At 40.7% G+C, this 15,727-nt stretch carries 11 protein-coding genes; 8 read left to right on the plus strand and 3 right to left on the minus strand.

What is annotated here, in order from left to right; genetic code table 11:
• Positions 1 to 10 precede the first annotated feature (10 nt).
• Complete coding sequence (locus tag NSMS1_RS23125) at positions 11 to 571, plus strand: DUF2231 domain-containing protein (protein WP_224087064.1); 561 nt, start codon at positions 11 to 13, stop codon at positions 569 to 571.
• Between the two features lie 405 nt (positions 572 to 976).
• Positions 977 to 1,198, plus strand: a complete 222-nt coding sequence (locus NSMS1_RS23130) for a DUF167 domain-containing protein (protein ID WP_224087065.1) — start codon at positions 977 to 979, stop codon at positions 1,196 to 1,198.
• Between the two features lie 83 nt (positions 1,199 to 1,281).
• Here NSMS1_RS23130 and NSMS1_RS23135 read toward each other — a convergent pair whose 3' ends face one another.
• Positions 1,282 to 1,914 carry a glutathione S-transferase family protein gene (locus NSMS1_RS23135; protein WP_224087066.1) on the minus strand — a complete coding sequence of 211 codons (633 nt, stop codon included), beginning with the start codon at positions 1,912 to 1,914 and terminating at the stop codon, positions 1,282 to 1,284.
• Positions 1,915 to 2,117: 203 nt separating this feature from the next.
• Between NSMS1_RS23135 and NSMS1_RS23140 the strand changes: the two genes are divergently transcribed.
• From NSMS1_RS23140 to NSMS1_RS23155, 4 genes are all read left to right on the plus strand, one after another.
• Positions 2,118 to 2,819, plus strand: coding sequence for an SOS response-associated peptidase (locus NSMS1_RS23140; protein WP_224087067.1), 702 nt, complete (start codon positions 2,118 to 2,120; stop codon positions 2,817 to 2,819).
• 119 nt (positions 2,820 to 2,938) lie between these two features.
• Positions 2,939 to 3,460 (plus strand): photosystem I assembly protein Ycf3, encoded by a 522-nt coding sequence (locus NSMS1_RS23145; RefSeq protein WP_224087068.1) that lies wholly within the window; start codon positions 2,939 to 2,941, stop codon positions 3,458 to 3,460.
• 128 nt (positions 3,461 to 3,588) lie between these two features.
• Entirely contained in the window at positions 3,589 to 3,879 is a 291-nt protein-coding gene (gatC, locus tag NSMS1_RS23150; RefSeq protein ID WP_224087069.1) for an Asp-tRNA(Asn)/Glu-tRNA(Gln) amidotransferase subunit GatC, read from the plus strand.
• Positions 3,880 to 3,956: 77 nt separating this feature from the next.
• Positions 3,957 to 4,937 carry a glutathione S-transferase family protein gene (locus tag NSMS1_RS23155; protein WP_224087070.1) on the plus strand — a complete coding sequence of 327 codons (981 nt, stop codon included), beginning with the start codon at positions 3,957 to 3,959 and terminating at the stop codon, positions 4,935 to 4,937.
• Positions 4,938 to 5,004: 67 nt separating this feature from the next.
• On the opposite strand, the gene NSMS1_RS23160 is transcribed toward NSMS1_RS23155, so the two are convergent.
• Positions 5,005 to 10,152 (minus strand): caspase family protein, encoded by a 5,148-nt coding sequence (locus NSMS1_RS23160; RefSeq protein ID WP_224087071.1) that lies wholly within the window; start codon positions 10,150 to 10,152, stop codon positions 5,005 to 5,007.
• A 1,127-nt stretch (positions 10,153 to 11,279) separates the two neighbouring features.
• Between NSMS1_RS23160 and NSMS1_RS23165 the strand changes: the two genes are divergently transcribed.
• Both NSMS1_RS23165 and NSMS1_RS23170 read left to right on the plus strand, forming a co-directional pair.
• Positions 11,280 to 12,197, plus strand: a complete 918-nt coding sequence (locus NSMS1_RS23165; RefSeq protein ID WP_224087072.1) for a manganese catalase family protein — start codon at positions 11,280 to 11,282, stop codon at positions 12,195 to 12,197.
• A 986-nt stretch (positions 12,198 to 13,183) separates the two neighbouring features.
• Positions 13,184 to 15,007 carry a vanadium-dependent haloperoxidase gene (locus NSMS1_RS23170; protein WP_224087073.1) on the plus strand — a complete coding sequence of 608 codons (1,824 nt, stop codon included), beginning with the start codon at positions 13,184 to 13,186 and terminating at the stop codon, positions 15,005 to 15,007.
• 216 nt (positions 15,008 to 15,223) lie between these two features.
• On the opposite strand, the gene NSMS1_RS23175 is transcribed toward NSMS1_RS23170, so the two are convergent.
• Positions 15,224 to 15,715 (minus strand): hypothetical protein, encoded by a 492-nt coding sequence (locus NSMS1_RS23175; protein WP_224087074.1) that lies wholly within the window; start codon positions 15,713 to 15,715, stop codon positions 15,224 to 15,226.
• Positions 15,716 to 15,727: the final 12 nt, after the last annotated feature.

The raw sequence follows: 15,727 nt of genomic DNA on the forward strand, positions 1-15,727 counted from the left end.
TGACTTAATTATGGAAACTACAGATACAACTACTACAGGTTCCTCTGCTTCTTCTCCATTTCCAAATCTTCCCCCCGTTATTGAAACAGACGATCGCGAATATCGTGATACAGGTGTACCAAGTACAGTAGCGATCGCCGGACACCCCCTCCACCCCCTCAGCGTAATTTTCCCCATTGCTTTCTTAGCAGCCGCCTTGGGTAGCGATGTCGGTTACTGGCTAACCCGCGATTTCTTCTGGGCTAGGGCTTCTATTTGGTTAATTGGCTTAGGCTTAGGAGGTGGACTTATCGCCGCCGCCATAGGCTTAAGCGACTTCTTAAAAATTGAACGTGTCCGCAAACGTAACGCTGGTTGGATACACATGATTCTGAATGTATCCATCCTAGTTTTGACACTAATAAACTTCCTGATCCGCTTCGGCAACATTGACGGCAGAATATTACCTTGGGGATTGTTAATCTCTTTAGTTGTTGGTACTCTAACTAGCGCTTCTGGCTGGTTTGGTGCAGAACTTTCCTATCGCCACAAAATCGGCGTAGTAGGTGCTGGTAGTAAGAGATATCCATAAGTAATATCAAGTCCGGTTAATTGCTTAGAATATGCTTGGTTTGGTCGGTAATGGGTGATAGCGAATAGGTAATTGCTTTCTACCATTACCAATTACCAATTCCCACTCCCCCCAATATGACAAGTGTTTAGCTTCAATAAATGAATCATCCTATTGCTACCACAATGAGTAGTGATAGGTTTTTTGTTTAAGTATGACAATTGCCTCTACCTATCAATGGTTTAATAGCTATGATGAGACTTTATATTATAGCAGTAGCTACAATTGTTAGGACATTTCTCTGTTCCCTGTTCCCCGTTCCCTATTCCCTTGAGAGCAAAATATGATGTCCTAACCAATATGTCCGTTGCCATACAAGATATTTTAGTATTTATTATCCCACCGATTTTAGATAAAATATAAATCATGCAGAAAAAGGTAAAAGTTAAACCTAATTCCAAACAACAAAAAATTGCTGAACAGGATGATGGCAGTCTCACAGTACACTTAAAATCACCGCCAGTAGATGGTAAAGCTAACGAAGAATTAATCAAACTTCTAGCTGAAAAATTTGATGTGCCGAAATCTCATATCATGATTAAGTCTGGTTTAACTTCTAGACAAAAACTGATTGAGATAGACACATAAGAAAGGGCTATAAGTTAATTGTACGAAAGTAACCACCCCAGAAATTTAAGCTACATCGTACTTTCTTATTTACGAATTACGAATTAGTATTCGTAGCATAACCGTGGCTCATGAGTAATACTAATATATCCAGATTGAGATTTAACTCTTTCTATCCAGGCTTGAATAGCGGGAAAGTGTGTTAAATCAAACCCACCTTCTTCAGCTACGTGGGTGTAAGCAAATAAAGCAATATCAGCAATTGTGTAACGCTCATCCACAAAAAAGCTATGGTGTCTCAAATGATTTTCCATCACTTTTAGTGCCGCGTACCCAGGTTCACGTTTTTGTTCTAAAGCCTCACGATATTCTTCGGCTTTACCTAAAATTGATACCCAAAATCTTGAGGTGGCAATATACGGTTCATGACTGTATTGTTCAAAAAATAACCATTGTAGGACTTGGGCTTTTAAATAGCGATCGCTCGGTAAAAATTCTGTATACTCACTCAAGTAAAGCAATATAGCATTTGATTCTGATAAATATTTACCAGGAGCAATTTCTAAAACTGGTATTCTCCCGTTAGGATTTTTACTTAAAAACTCTGAAGTGCGGCTCTCTCCCTTTAAAATATTCACTTCTTCTCGTTCAAATGGTACACCCATTTGTGTTAATAAAAGTCTCACTTTATAGCCATTGCCCGAAGGTAAAAAATCGTACAAACGTAAAGTTTCCATGTAGAAATTAAGATACAGAATATGTTGCGAGGTTAAGGTCTAAAATACAATATTTTACAAAATTATTCCTGAATAACAGGATAATTATCTTATCTAATTAGCCTATTTATTGAAAATATTAATTATTTGAATAAATAAAAATAGACGTATTAATTAATTCAGATATAAATGTTTTTTTTGATGCAATAGAGTAGAATATAAATATGTGTGGAAGATTTACTTTAACCCAGTCACCAGAAGCATTAGCCGAAGTTTTTCATGTCCAGCAGCTTCTGGATTTAGAGGCGCAATATAACATTGCACCTACGCAAACTGTAGTGACAGTGTTACATAGTGCCGAGAGTGACAAACGAGAATTTCAAAAATTGAGGTGGGGTTTAATACCTTCATGGGCTAAAGATCCGTCAATATCGACCAAGCTCATCAACGCTCGATCTGAAACTCTTGCCGAAAAACCATCTTTTCGTTCAGCTTTCAAGCAACGACGCTGTTTAATAGTGGCTGATGGCTTTTATGAATGGCAAAGAAAGCAGGGAAAAAAACAACCTTTTTATTTTCGCTTGAAAGATGAGCAACCCTTTGGCTTTGCCGGATTGTGGGAAAAATGGACAAACCCTGAAGGAGAGGTAATTAACTCCTGTACAATTGTAACCACAACAGCTAACGAAGTACTCCAACCAATCCATGACAGAATGCCAGTAATCTTAGCTCCCCAAGATTATGATTTGTGGTTAGATCCCCAAGAGCAAAAGCCCCAAGCGTTACAACACTTATTATCGCCCTATCCAGCCGCAGAAATGACTTCCTACCCAGTTAGCACTGTAGTCAATAGCTCAAAACACAATAGCGCCGAGTGCATTATCCCCCAGGGCGAGCAGAATAGCTCCCTAAATCAGTTACATTAACTATTTAGGGGAGTAAGAACTTAATTAGTGAACAGTGATCAGGTATTGTTCACTATTCACTGATGACTGTTAACTGAGACACTCACTCATCTCTCAGCACCACAAGCATAGAAACGCATATGCCAAGAACACAGAAAAACGATAATTTTGTTGATAAATCCTTTACTGTAATGGCAGATATCATTCTCAAAATACTGCCAGCCAACAAAAAAGCTAAAGAAGCATTTGTTTATTATCGAGATGGCATGTCAGCGCAGGCAGAAGGTGAATATGCCGAGGCTTTGGAATACTATGAAGAAGCCCTCACTTTAGAAGAAGATGCCAACGATCGCGGATTTATTTTTTATAATATGGGGCTAATATATGCTAGTAACGGCGACCACGAAAAAGCCCTAGAACTTTATCACCAAGCCATTGAAAATAATCCCCGCCTACCCCAAGCCTTGAATAATATAGCCGTCATTTACCACTACCAAGGCGAAAAAGCCAAAGAAGCTGGTGATAATGACGGTGGTGAAGCCTTGTTTGATCAAGCCGCCGACTATTGGGTACGCGCAATTCGCATGGCTCCCAACAACTACATCGAAGCCCAAAACTGGCTAAAAACCACCGGAAGGATGCAAATTGACGTATTCTTTTAGTCATTAGTCATTAGTCCATAGTCTATAGTTTTAAACCTAAATCTTGAGGTTGCGACTGTTGACTGTTGACTATTGACCACTAACAACACTTCGACAAGCTCAGTGCAACGCTGACCACTAACAAAATTATGATTGACCGCGAACAAGTCCGTAAAGTAGCTTTGCTTGCCCGTTTAGAATTGACTCCAGAGGAGGAGGAACAATTTACTACTCAACTGGGAAGTATTTTAGATTACGTTGAGCAATTAAATGAATTAGACGTGAGTAATGTACCTCCCACAACAAGGGCAATTGATGTTAGCAACGTCACCAGAAAAGATGATTTGCAACCCTACGCTGATAGAGAAGCTATTCTTAGCAGTGCGCCTGAACAAGAAGGCGAGTTTTTCAAAGTACCAAAAATCCTTAATGCTGAATAGTCAATAGTCAACAGTCAACAGTCAACAGCTAATGACTATGGACTAATGACTAATGACTAATGACAAAGGAGTAATTTATGGGTCTGGGTGTTCTTAAAGATGGTCAGTGGATACCTGAGCGGGATCAAGAAGATTCCCAAGGTAAATTTGTTCGTCCTTCAACTACATTTCGTCACCAGATTACAGCTGATGGCTCTAGTGGGTTTAAGGCTGAATCTGGACGATATCATTTATATATTTCTTGGGCTTGTCCTTGGGCGTGTCGCACCGCAATTATGCGCCAATTGAAGGGTCTAGAAAATGTTATTGGTCTATCAGTAGTCGCGCCAGTAATTGAGCAAAATAGTTGGGAATTTAGTGATGAGCCAGGGTGTATTCCTGATACTGTTAATGGTACTCAATACCTCTGGCAAGTTTATCTCAAAGCTGATTCTAATTATACTGGGCGGGTAACAGTTCCAGTTTTATGGGATAAGCAAACCCAAACTATTGTCAATAACGAATCCCGCGAAATTATTCGGATGTTGGATACAGAATTTGAATCTTTGGCACAAAAAGATATCAATTTCTATCCACAACATTTACAAAAGGTAATTGACGAGACAATAGACGCTATTTATCAGCCTATAAATAACGGTGTTTATCGGGCTGGTTTTGCAACATCTCAGTCAGCCTACGATGAAGCAGTAACAGAATTATTTGCAGCCCTTGATTATTGGGAAAATATATTAGGAAAACAACGCTACCTGTGTGGGAATCAAATTACCGAGGCGGACTGGTGTATGTTTACTACCCTATTTCGCTTCGATGCAGTTTATTACGTGCATTTTAAATGCAACCTACACCGAATTGTAGAATATCCTAATCTTTGGAACTATCTCAAGGAACTCTATCAATTTCCAGGGGTGAGAGAAACCTGTAATCTGGATCATATTAAGCGCCATTATTACAAGAGCCATCCCAAAGTAAACCCTACTCGCATTGTTCCAAAAGGGCCTGTAATTAATTTTGATGAACCTCATAACCGGGGTGAGAAATTTGTAGCTGTTGGTGTTTGACAGTTGACAGTTGACAGTTGACAATGATTAGTAGTTTTTCTCCCTCATCTCCCCATCTCCCAATTCCCTACTCCCCAAAACAAAGCTGATACTTTTCTTTAGTGATATTGGGGTTGGTGGTGAGATAATTATTTAGGCGATCGCAAGCTCGATTTAGTAACTCATCTAAATTTAGGGTTTGTAGTTCTATCCCTTGTAGGTTCCAAAGTTTGACTTTAAAATCATGTCCACCGGATACCAAGAGTTTACCGTCAGGACTAAAACTTATACTCCTCACCCCGCCTTGATGTCCTTGAAACGTTTTTAATAAAGTGCTATTGACTACGTTCCAAAGTTTAATTGTACCATCATCACTAGCTGAGGCAATGGTTTTGCCATCAGGCGAAAAGCTGAGGTTGTAAACTACATCACTATGTCCCTGCAAGGTGGAAATCAATTCACCGTCTAAATTCCAGAGTTTGATGGTTTGATCCTGGCTAGTTGAGGCGAGAGTTTTACCATCAGGAGAAAAATGGACACTCCACACACTAGCACTATGACCTTGTAAAGTCTTGATGAGACTACCATCTAAACTCCAAATTTTCACGGTTTTATCAGCACTGGCGGAGACAATAGTTTTTCCATCAGGACTAAATTGCACATCAGTCACCCAACCAGTATGACCTGAGAGGGTTTTCAACAGACGACCATCTATAGTCCACAGTTTGATGGTTTTGTCGCCACTGCCAGAAGCTAAGATTTTACTGTCAGGACTGAAACTCATACTCGTTACCCAATGGTTATGTCCTGGAAGAATACGTAATAATCTACCTTCCCGGTTATAAAGGTGGATAGTATGGTCAGAACTAGCTAAAGCAACGATTTTACCATTGGGTGCAAAGCTGGCGCTGGTGACATCAGGAAGTGGAGAAGATAAAGTTTGCAGTAATTTACCCTGCAAACTCCAGACTTTCATAGTGTTATCAGCGCTGAGACTGGTAATAGTCCGACCATCATCACTGAATTTAACGTAACCTACACTGCCTTTATGTCCCTGAAAAGTTTTTGGTAGAGTTCTATCCACAGCCCACAATCTAACTGTATTATCATCACTACCTGAAGCTAATGTATTGCCATCAGGACTAAAACTGAGGGCGTTAACTTCATGTCCATGACCATAAAAAGTATTTAATATATTGCCGTCCTTAGACCAGAGGTGAATAGTTTTATCAGCACTGGCGGTAGCAATTAACTGACCATCTGGTGAGAAAATTACTCGCCAAACGGCTGCATTATGTCCTACTAGAGTTTTTAACAGAGTACCGCTACGACTCCAGAGTTTCACATTATGATCTGCACTAGCTGAAGCAATTATTTTTCCATCGGGACTAAAGCTGACACTTAATACTTCTTTTGTATGGGAAGGGATAGTTGTTAACAGGCGACCATCTAAACCCCACAGCCTAATTGTACCGTCATCACTACCAGAGGCAATGGTATCACCTTCTGGGGAAAAGCTGACACTATTGACACCTTGGCTATGTCCATTCAGGGTAAGGAGTAATTTGCCTTCTCGACTCCAAAGATTAATGGTATTGTCATCGCTACCAGAGGCAATAACTTTACCATTAGGTGAAAAACTGACACTGTTGACACCCTGACTATGCCCTTTGAGTGTGTTGATTAATTGACCATTACGATGCCAAAGTTTAATAGTACCATCAGCACTAGCTGAAGCTAATATTTCACCATCGGGGGAGAAACTAACACTATTAACCCCATCACTATGACCCGTGAGCGTGTTGAGTAATTTACCATCTCTGCGCCAAAGATGGATGCTGTTATCTGCGCTACCAGAAGCAATAACATCTCCATCGGGTGAGTAACTGACGCTAGTTACCCAAGCATTTTCTAGGAAACGATTTTGTTCTTGGGTGCTGTAAACTGCTTGTTGTAAAATAGTTGCAGTTTGCATCCGGGTATTTTCGGGTACTCCTAGCCGGATTTTTTGTACTTCCTTACCAGCTTGTACACTAGTTACCAGTGCTTCTAATTGCTGGTGGGAGAGAAGAAAGTTTTCTGAAAGAGAATTTAACGCTTCAATTTCCTGGAGTTGGGCTTTTTGGCTTTGTTGATAAGCAAACACAGCTAAACCAAAGGCTGTCAAACCCAAGGTACTGATAATAGCTACAGCACTTTGTGCTTGTCTAAGTCGGCTTTGTTCCTTACGCTGTTTACGTTGTCGCTCATGCAGACAAGCCTCAATAAAATGCTGCACATCCTGGGATAATTCATCAGTGTAGTTGACATAAATTTCTTCGGCTTCCGCTAAACGAATACCCTGTAACAAGAAGTCAGGCTGATAGTCATTTTGTTTCCATAAAGCCGCAGCTTGTTCAATTTGCCGATGCGATCGCATTCTACTGAGATTTTCCTCTAACCACCAGCGTAATGTAGACCAGTGGCGGATTATTACTTCGTGGGCTACTTCTATGGTTACGGAGGGAGTAGGCAGAGATGGGGGAGATGAGGGAGATAGAAACTCTTCCCCTTTCCCCTTTCCCCTTTCCCCCTTCCCCTTCTTCTGTTCCCAGTCACCATTGACTACTACTAACTTCGCCACCGTCAATACTTGCAGTGTTCTTTCTACCAACGCAACGGGATATTTTCTAACTATTAACTCTGACTTCAATACTCGTCTTCTGGTATCTTCCGTTCCTTCACCTAGCTGTGTTAGTGATAAGAAAATCCACCTTGTACATTCTTGGGCTTCTGCATCTAAGCTATCGTAAACCCCTTGGGCTTTTCGCTCCAACGCGCCTTTGATTCCACCCAAGTATTGTTGGTAAGCTTGTAAGGTAATTACTCCAATACTACGATATTCCCATAACTGTTCGAGAACAAATTCCAGTAGTGGTAAATCTCCCGGTGAGTTGTGTAACTCTTGCAATAACACCTCGACTAATTCCGGTTCTACTGTTAACCCTACTTGTTCGGCTGGGTGAGTAATAATTCGGCGGTATTCTTCTTGGGTTAAGCAAGGCGGTAGCAAAATACTTGACTGCTGTAATAGTTTCGCCAAAGCTGGGACTTCTAAACAAGAGGCAATAAAATCTGCCCTGAGAGTAATGATTAATTTAAACTTGTTTGGTTCTAACTCTAACGCCCCTAAAACAGTATCCAGAAATTTCTGTTTATCTTCACTAGAGGCTAGGGTAAATAATTCTTCAAACTGGTCTATTACCAACACTACCATTGGTTCGCTGCGGTGATGTAGCCAATGGAGGAAGCCTTGCACCCCTTGGTATAACATCCCTTCTAATTGCATTTGTTGGTAAGCTCTCTCTCGCTCTGTACCGCTATCAACTAGGCAATGTGATAAGCTGACTAGAGGATTGTCACCAGGACGGAAACTCCGCATCCACCAATCTTGACTTCCTGGTAATTGCTTACCCTGGCGTAGTTGGGCAATGACACCCGCCTGCACAACTGAAGATTTACCACTCCCAGAAGCACCAACTAAGGCAATAAATGGTTTATTTGCTAAGTCTGCTATAAGTTCTTGAGTCAGGTTTTCTCTACCGTAGAAATATTGGGTGTCTTCTTCCTTAAAAGCTTGTAACCCTCGGTAGGGACAAATCCCTAAATCAACTGTAGTAGACTGATTACGCTTATTTGCTGTACTGGCGGGGATAATTTCAATTAAGCCTTGTGTACCCGATAGCCATATATGTAAGGGTAGTGGTGAGGATAGTTGCAATTGACTAATCCAAGCTGCTGCTGATAGGCTGGATTTTTCTTGGGCTGCTTGTAAGGTAGAGTGTAGAGTTTGAATAAATTGTCCAGGATTTTCTGGTGATGGGGCAGCCGCTATAATACATTGTCCTTGCTCAAACCCCAGTTGTAAATCTTCTACCCAATCTTGTAAGGATATATGACCGTGCTGACCCAGAGGTGTATCTAAGATGATAATTTGTTGGGTGTAGAGTGATCGCCTCAGTTGTTGTCTTAACCAAGAACGACTTAAGCGAATATCATCTCCTACCACTAATACAGGTTCTTCAGTCGCACTCCCTTCAATTCTTCCCCGCAAATATAAAAGTACGGTGGCAAAACTTCCTGGCTGTTTTTCTGCCTTTGTTTGGGTACTTTGCAAGCAATTTTGAATTATAGTCTGTAAATCTTGGCTAGTGTGAGCCAATGGCCAATACTCAATCTCAAAACCACCAACACCACCTAAAAGTTTACTAAAACCTAAAGTAGTTTGATTAGTCGCTAACCCTTCCACAATTAAAGCTTTGCGTAAGTCAGGTGACGCAACTAACGCAGGCTTAACTCCCAGAATTACCTCACCTACACCTTCGACAATGCGCTTTGGTGTTTGCAGTGGATATTCAGAGTAAATCTTGTTATCCCCTCGGCTACGGTTTTGTTGATTAATTAACCTTAATTGCTGGTTGGTTTGTTCTATATATTGTCGCGTTTGGTGATAAACATAACGATAAAGTCCATCAGCATCAATCAAACCTTGTGCGTCTGCGGCTTCACCCCGTAAACCCCGCATTAAATAATAAGTAAATACTCCATGTCCCAATTCGGGAAATTCCCAAGATTGTTGATTAGTATCACAGGAAAGTAAAGCGTATAAACCTTTACTCTTTTTCGCTCGTTGGCGTAGTAACTCCACCATCTGGGGTGTAGGATTGGGTAGAGATGTTTGTGTGTGGTTACTCTTACCACTCATCAACGTGAGATTACCACTATGACAAGCATCTAGCCATACTAACTGTGTCTGTGCTTGGCTGTTCCCCAAACATTGCAAAAGTTCCTGTAACCCTAAACCCGTGTTGAGTAAGTCATCTGTTTGAGTATCCGCTAGACACAAAATTGCTTGCTGAGAATTTGGCTCTAGCATTCCATGACCAGAGAAGTAAAATAAAATCGTATCCTCTGGTTGAGCTTGGCGAATAACTTGGGATAAACTTTCGCGTACTGTAGCTAGGGTAGGCTGTTGGGCAGCAAAATCATGATGTACCCACTCTGCTTTTTGGGGAAATCTCCCAGTCGTATCAGCTAAAGCTGCTGCTAAACCTTGACAGTCAACAGCCGAGTAACGCAATGAAGGTAATTTTTCGTCTTGATATCGGTTAACCCCCAACAGCAACAGCCATAATTTCGCTTTCCCCGTCGCTAGGGTATGAGTTGAGTGACTGGTAGCAACACCGAGTGGAGACATTGTTTTTAATTCAAAATTAACTATGGTTAGACTTACGCCTCTGTCCTAAGAAAACAAGTTACAGAGGTTAAATGTGTATTTAATTACAAGTTCATAAGCATATATATTTAATTTCTAGTATTAAAAATACGTAGATTGGACAATACCCACTCAAAGGATAGGTACTTAGTAGTTTTGTATTAGTTACTCTACTGTTTTGCCATGATTTAGGCTCAATATAAAAGACTTATTTTCCGTAAATGATGTTTCTTATAGGTATTATTTTGACATATTATGAACCCTTATAAATTAAGTTCTCCTTGTAGTTGGGTTTAATGTTTGTAATTTGATACACTTCTACATCAAAGCTTTTTCCAAAAAGTTAACATTACAATACATTTGTGAATAACCAGTAGTAATCTACAATTTTTATTTCCAATAATTAATAGGATTCAAAATCAGCCAAACTGGCTACATCAACAAGCTGGTCTTTGCTAAAGTATGAAAAGTAAAGGAATTTAGGGCTTAATTGTCCTACCTTTACTAGTCTTTCAAGAGCATTCAAAGCAGACTCATCCATATTAGTCTGCTCCTTCCTCAAATGTTGTCAGATTTGTGATCATCATCGCTTTGGTTGGGCGATGTTATCACAAAACTTTCTCCTAACAAAAAACGGCAAAATTAAGATTATTACTCTTTGTTGATTTCCTCTGTTATACCTCGTACATTTTCATCTGTACGAGGTATTTTTTTGATGAATTTTATTTATCAAATATTTAGTGTTTGGTATCTCCTTTTTGAACTGTCTAACTGTGCTTAATACCTTCTCGCTCAAGTTTCCTTCTAAAGTTGTACTAAATGCGTGATACTTTTCTATATATCGTTCCAAGACAATACGCAACGTTAATACTACCAACTACTAACCATCGATTACTGACAAACTAAACAGTAATCTACATCCTTATATGGGGTTAAAAACTATAAATATTAACGTGTAACTTTAGTTTTAAATTTTCCAGAAAATTGTCATTTTTTTATCTGACTGGTGGCTGATGTAGATAAAAGTTTTAATTAGTTTCCTAGAAAAAAGAGAAGACACGAAATAATTAATTCATGTGTCTTATTTCTGTCGCTAATTAGGGTACAAAATGTTTTATCACAATAAAAGGTTGCAATATTACACACGACCAGAAAGACCAGATGCCGTCTACGCAATGAAAATTCAAGAACTCATCGGTGGTACTTTTGGCGAAATGACCGTGATGATGCAGTATCTATTTCAAGGATGGAACTGTCGCGGCCCCGCTAAATATCGGGATATGCTCCTAGATATTGGTACTGAAGAAATCGGTCACATTGAGATGTTGGCAACAATGATTGCCCATCTCTTAGATAAAGCACCCGCCATAGTGCAAGAAGAAGGCGCAAGCGATGCAATAGTGGGTGCAGTCATGGGTGGTAGTAACCCCCGTGATGTCATTATGAACGCAGCTATGAACCCCCAACATGCGATCGTTTCTGGTTTAGGCGCAACAGCAGCAGATAGTGTTGGCTATCCTTGGAATGGTCGGTTCATTGTTGCTAGTGGGAACCTCTTAGCAGACTTCCGCTCAAATCTCCATGCTGAGAGTCAAGGACGCTTGCAAGCTGTACGCTTATATGAAATGAGCGATGACCCAGGCGTAAGAGATACCTTGAGTTTTATGATTGCGCGTGATACCATGCACCAAAACCAATGGTTAGCAGCAATTGAAGATTTAGAACAATCTGGTTTGGAAACAACTCCAGTTCCTAGTTCTTTCCCATTGGAGCTAGAAAAACGTGAATTTGCTTATCAGTTCTGGAATAATTCAGAAGGTAATCAAAGTGAGCAAGGACGTTGGGCAAAAGGCCCCTCAATGGATGGTAAGGGTGAGTTCGAGTATGTAGCTAATCCCCAACCTTTAGGGCCAGAACCCCACCCACCCCAACCAGATCCAAAACTTCACGGTACAGGAGAAGTTCCCCATAGCAGCCAACAAGGTAACAGTCATAGCGCACCACCTTTAGTTGAGCGTATTATCTAATACAGGGAAGGCGTATTATTCAACTAACGCATATAAAAAGGGGAATGGGAAGAGAAGGTTTTGACTTTTCTTTATCTTCCAGCCTGCTAATACGGGAAAATCCCGCAACCAATACCAAAATCTCTCTTCCCCATCCCCAACGCCCAGCCTTTGTTTGCGGAAAAAGACTTAGTGGTCTGGAAACTAAAAACTTACCAAGACTGAAATTATCACATCAAAAATAATAGGTTACACTGTTTTGACATATTCTGCGGTGAGAGCTATCACCCCTCATCCCGGTTTTATTTGCGTAACCTAGAATAGAGAAAACGACCACAGTGATTACCGTGATCGTAGACGAATTAACTATACGATATTGATTCTACTACAAACGTCTATTACCTTAATCCCCCAAAAGGGGTTTTTTTTTGCGTAACTATGCTCAAGAGCGTTTTTATGGCTATCAAACTGTGATTGTTTGCCAGTAATGCTTAATTCTTTCCTAATTTACACCTTGCAGATATTGAGTAGTTGTGGTTTTGTGCGATCGCTACACACAAATACTATACATTAATCCTTAAAAGCGGGATTTCCTGTTTCTATGCGATTTGCATGTTACATCTACTCTAAGTTAGAGAAATTAGTATCGCTCCTACTTGATTTTTCTAGTTGTTTATGAGAAAGTCTGATTTGATATAAAATACGGTAAATCGGTAGACTTATAGGAGTTACAATTGCCCTCGGCAGAGGGAAATCACAGTTGTGCTATCCACATAGCTATCGAAAACTCATGACAAGAAGCATAGTAGTCATCTATTGGGCATTGAATAGCAGTCATCAATGCTGATGTGACTGCTAACAATAGAAGCTTCAAAATCCTAAATTTAAGCACAAATTTAGTTGAAGCACCTTTTTTTGGGCGCAGCTAGTCAATTGACCTAGACCCTATTTAGCTGTCAGCCACTGCTTGATGTGGCTATAACTTTTTATCTGTGGAGAACCGCTTAATGTCAGTAGATCCCAATTCCCAGCAAGGCTTTCCGTCGGTTGATATTAGCAAAGAACAACGGACTCAGAGCAAAAAACGTCTATTTAATCGCAGTAGTGGTAGGCGGTCTTTTCTTAAAGGTGCAGGCTTATTTACAACAGCTGGGGTAGTTGCAGGAATAGCAGGTACAATACCCCTTTCTCTTAAGGAAAGAGAAAGTCTAGTACAAGCTAAAGATGTTGTAGGTAAGTTTGACTATAAGCGATTGTATGAGAAAGCCTATAAAGTGCGGGTAGCCGCAGCAAAGGCTAACCAAGAAATTCCCATTCCTCCCCATCCCACCAACGGCGACGAGGAACGCTATCCCAACAAAATTGGCTCTGACTCCAGAGGACTACCCCACAATAAACTGGGTGAAGTTGACCTCAAAGCCTATGAATCTTTAACAAAGGCAGTCACCACTGGCAATCATGATGACTTTGAAAAAGTCGTTTTGGGCGGGACACGAAAACTTGTCAATGCTCAGGGCCCTTTAGCCATCAGTTTGGAAGGTTGTAATGCCGTACAAGTAGCCGTCCCGCCACCAGTCGCTCTAGCCAGTGCAGAACGAGCTGCTGAGGCTATTGAGCTTTATTGGCAAGCCTTATTGCGAGATGTACCTTTTCATAAACTACAAAACAACACCGATGATCCTTTGGTATTAGCGGCTGTTGCAGAACTAAATCAGCTTTCCACATTCAAAGGGCCTAGACAGAATGGGCGTGTTACTCCCCAAACCCTATTTCGTGGTAGCGTCACTTACGTTGATAAGACTGACAAATCAGGGAAAACAGCAAAACACGTAACTCCATCCGGGGTATTAGTAGGGCCGCACATTTCCCAGTTCGTCTTATTAAATATTCCTTGGGGAGTTCAATATGTTCCACCTGTGATTCGGACTGCTCTGCCTGGTAATGACTTCCTCACTGATTACGAAGAATGGCTCAACGTCCAAAATGGTGGGACTCCTAAATCGATTAAGTATGACCCAGTACGCCGTTACATATCTACAATTCGTGACTTATCTGAATATTCTCACGCTCCTGGAGCATCATTTTTTGGCGCTTCTCTAATTCTGGGTACAGCTCGCAATGCTAATGATCCTTTTAGTGGTGGTATTGGCGCACCTCTAAATTCTGGTAATCCCTTTGTCAAATCAAAAACTCAACAGGGGGGCAATGGGTCTTTTGCTGTAGGACACTTACAAGCTTTGTTGAATCTGGGTGTATCCCGTGCCATTAGAGCCGCCTATTGGCAGAAGTTTTATGTACACCGCACTTTACGACCAGAAGCTTATGGGGGGCTGGTTCATAACAATATTGTGAATAAAACACAATATCCAGTTCACAAGGATATTTTAAACTCTAAGGCTCTAGCTCAAAGCTTTAGCAAATTTGGCTCTTATTTATTACCACATGGATTTCCAGAAGGCGCACCAATTCACTCTTCTTACGTTGGTGGTGCAGCATCGATCGCCGGTGTAAGTGCCACACTATTAAAAGCATACTTTGACGAAGATTTCGTAATTCCCAATCCTGTAGTTCCTGACCCCAATGACCCGACTAAGGTAATTCCCTATACAGGAGAGCCGCTAACTGTGGGTGGTGAATTGAATAAACTCGCAACTAATTATACCCTTGGTCGTGGTCACGGCGGTATCCATTGGCGTACAGATGGTTCTGCTGGCTTGGCTTTGGGTGAAGAGATTGCCATCAGTATCCTCAAAGATGAAAGACTAGGGTACAACGAGAAATTCGATGGTTTTACCTTTACCAAGTTTGACGGTACAAAAATTACTGTTTAGTTGAGACTGAGTTGCAGTCAAAAATAGTAATTTGGGCTGGGAGTAGGGAATAGGGAGTAGGAAGATTATCAAGACTTGCGCACCAAGGCTTTTTGTTGAGACTGGGTGTAGGGGGGTAAGGGTAGAACTCCTAAACCCCTATACCCTTGCCAAAACCTTTGATTTTCCGTTTTCATGCGCGAGTTCTAATTAATGCTCACTCGAAACTGTTCTATTTCATTCAATCCTCAAATAGAAGTGAACAAAATTAGGGTAAATATCCATAAAATAGTGATGCTCGACATATACCCCACCACCGCGTTCTAAAAAGCTGATGAATGGTTCGTAAGGGTGAGGAAGATTATTTTGTGGGATGGCGTTGAGTTCTCTTAATCGACACCAACATAAGTAATTATGTAGCCCTATTATCACATAAGTTCTGCCACGGAAAGGTAGTATGCGATCGCTATTGCTTAACTCTTCCAAGCATTGCATGATGGAAACTGGAAGTTCAATATCAGGAAGTATTTGAGTTGCCAAATTCTCAAAAATGTGCTTCTGGTCACTCTGCAAAAACTTAACCCATTGTTTCACCCGCAATAGGAATTGTGACATTAGTTCTGTGAGAGTTTCGTCTTTTTTTCCCTCTCCTAACTGTTCCCACTCAATAGTTTGAAGACGGGCAAAACCAAGGTCTAAGTTATAGAATGAGTAGGAATCAGTGTCCATATAAAGTGGATT

Origin of the sequence: Nostoc sp. MS1 (genome assembly GCF_019976755.1) — a bacterium.
In the GTDB taxonomy this organism is placed as follows: domain Bacteria; phylum Cyanobacteriota; class Cyanobacteriia; order Cyanobacteriales; family Nostocaceae; genus Trichormus.

Bases quoted from the DNA above. Each gene is read 5' to 3' on its own strand.
- NSMS1_RS23125 (WP_224087064.1), top strand. From the start codon at position 11: ATGGAAACTACAGATACAACTACTACAGGTTCCTCTGCTTCTTCTCCA.
- NSMS1_RS23130 (WP_224087065.1), top strand. From the start codon at position 977: ATGCAGAAAAAGGTAAAAGTTAAACCTAATTCCAAACAACAAAAAATT.
- NSMS1_RS23135 (WP_224087066.1), bottom strand. From the start codon at position 1,914: ATGGAAACTTTACGTTTGTACGATTTTTTACCTTCGGGCAATGGCTAT.
- NSMS1_RS23140 (WP_224087067.1), top strand. From the start codon at position 2,118: ATGTGTGGAAGATTTACTTTAACCCAGTCACCAGAAGCATTAGCCGAA.
- NSMS1_RS23145 (WP_224087068.1), top strand. From the start codon at position 2,939: ATGCCAAGAACACAGAAAAACGATAATTTTGTTGATAAATCCTTTACT.
- gatC (WP_224087069.1), top strand. From the start codon at position 3,589: ATGATTGACCGCGAACAAGTCCGTAAAGTAGCTTTGCTTGCCCGTTTA.
- NSMS1_RS23155 (WP_224087070.1), top strand. From the start codon at position 3,957: ATGGGTCTGGGTGTTCTTAAAGATGGTCAGTGGATACCTGAGCGGGAT.
- NSMS1_RS23160 (WP_224087071.1), bottom strand. From the start codon at position 10,152: ATGTCTCCACTCGGTGTTGCTACCAGTCACTCAACTCATACCCTAGCG.
- NSMS1_RS23165 (WP_224087072.1), top strand. From the start codon at position 11,280: ATGTTTTATCACAATAAAAGGTTGCAATATTACACACGACCAGAAAGA.
- NSMS1_RS23170 (WP_224087073.1), top strand. From the start codon at position 13,184: ATGTCAGTAGATCCCAATTCCCAGCAAGGCTTTCCGTCGGTTGATATT.
- NSMS1_RS23175 (WP_224087074.1), bottom strand. From the start codon at position 15,715: ATGGACACTGATTCCTACTCATTCTATAACTTAGACCTTGGTTTTGCC.